At 40.2% G+C, this 1,934-nt stretch carries 1 protein-coding gene and 1 pseudogene; both read right to left on the bottom strand.

Going from position 1 to position 1,934, the window contains the following annotated elements:
• A pseudogene (locus ACI35L_RS09990) lies at window positions 1-1,139 on the bottom strand (CDP-glycerol glycerophosphotransferase family protein); the annotation flags it as partial.
• Between the two features lie 178 nt (window positions 1,140-1,317).
• On the bottom strand, window positions 1,318-1,716 hold the full coding sequence (tagD, locus tag ACI35L_RS09985) for a glycerol-3-phosphate cytidylyltransferase (protein ID WP_049669391.1): 399 nt from the start codon (window positions 1,714-1,716) through the stop codon (window positions 1,318-1,320).
• Window positions 1,717-1,934 lie beyond the last annotated feature (218 nt).

Raw genomic sequence — 1,934 nt, 5'->3', positions numbered from 1 at the left:
TCCCCATTCTCCCAGCTGCAGAATCGTTCGTAGAAGGCATCATAGTTAGGGTGAATCTCATGAGGATTAAGCTCTTTAATCGTTTGGATGACCTCATCTGACGTTTTCAATAGTGGTCCTGGTGCGCTGTCTTCGAGATTGAAGTAGAAGCCGCGTAATTGATCGCGGTATGTGTCTATATCATAGGTGAAGAAGATAATCGGGCGTCTCAGATTTGCATAATCAAAGAAGACGGAAGAATAATCGGTAATGAGAATGTCTGAAATCAGGTAGAGCTCGCTAATATCCCCATACAAGGAGAAGTCATAGGCGAAGCCTTCATAAGCGGATAGGTCGAAGTTCTCCGACACGAGATAATGCATCCTCAGAAGAATGATATATTCATCCCCGAGCTCTTCTCTCATCTTATCTAAATCCAGTTTAATCTTGAATTTATATTTGCCTTTTCCGTAAAATTCATTGTCGCGCCAAGTAGGAGCATATAAAATGACCTTCTTATCCTGGGGCAGCTGCAGCTTTTCCTTGATCTGCTCTGCGCGTTCCTCCATATTCGGGGCATGAAGCAGGTCATTGCGCGGATAACCGGATTCAATCAACTTCTTATTGAATTGGAAAGCTCTTCGGAAAATGGCGGAAGAGTATTCATTTGGGGAGATGAGATAATCCCAATTGCTTGCTTCTCTGGTGAAATTCCGTTTATATCCCTCTGTTGTCGTATTAGGCATATGAACCTCATCCATATCATTAGCCAGCTTCTTTAATGGTGTTCCATGCCATGTTTGCACATAGATTGTGTGCTTTGGTTTAGGAATCCAAAGCGGCATCCGGCTGTTAACCACCCAATACTTTGCTTTCGCCAATGTGAACAGCCAGCCGAGCGATAGACGTTTCACGTAAGGGATGTTTTGGCGGTCAAATGATTCGGTATAGTTTTTGTCGACACTCCAAATCAGTTCGTATTCTGGTTTATTCGCTGCCATGTATTCATAGATGGCACGAGGGTTACAGCTATATTGTTTCCCAAGATAGCTCTCAAATACGACTAAATTCTTCTTGGGCGGCCTTTTGCTAATTAGGATAAATAAAGCTTTGTATGCCCTTTGTACGAGACCTCCATTTTTTAGAGCCCGGATGGCTTTGGCAATGATGTTCGGCTTATCGTTCGTGCTCATGTCATACTCCTTAATTACATAGTTAGTGTATTCTAATACTGAATTTTATCACATTTTGCCTAGTAATGGTTGAATGTATACATTTGTTGAAGCGGGTGATGATAATCTAGATACAAAAAAACATCCGGTTAAAACCGGATGCTGGTTATTTATTCGTAGCAGTAAACAAATCTTCCTTGATCTTCGTAGTTGAAATGCCGATTGTGCGTGGAAGATAAACAACTTCACAATATTCTTTAAGGAAATCAAATTTCCCTTCCCAGTCATCGCCCATAACAAAAATGTCGATATCATGGTCAATAACATCTTGAACCTTCTGTTCCCAAGTATTCTCAGGAATGACCTCATCCACATAGCGGATGGCTTCAAGGATCATTTTTCGGTTTTCGAAGCTATGGTAGGACTTCTTATTCTTTAATTTATTGAATTCGTCAGATGATATGGCAACAACTAGGTAGTCGCCCATTTCTTTCGCGCGTTTCAGCAAGTTGATATGGCCCCAGTGCAATAAATCGAAGGTGCCGTATGTGATTACTTTCTTCATTATGGGTCTCCTCCTATGTCATTTATATAAATGGCATTTATATTCTAAAGGCTGTGAGACGATTGATGTTTTCATGAACGTTATCCAATGGATGTACGTAACATATTTACTATCTTACGAAATATATACCCGTTTTGTCTAGGAATAATTAAATGGAAAAGAAGAAAAGCGCTCGAAATAAGCGCTTTTTTGTCAAAAAATTTATTAATACAAGCGTT

Source organism: Pradoshia sp. (assembly GCF_051873915.1).
Taxonomy (GTDB): domain Bacteria; phylum Bacillota; class Bacilli; order Bacillales; family Pradoshiaceae; genus Pradoshia.
Note: the sequence above shows the minus strand (reverse complement) of the source record. Positions and strands in the feature narration are given on the sequence as shown.

What these genes read in the sequence shown, in the direction of transcription:
- tagD (WP_049669391.1), bottom strand. Translation starts at nt 1,716, where the DNA reads ATGAAGAAAGTAATCACATACGGCACCTTCGATTTATTGCACTGGGGC.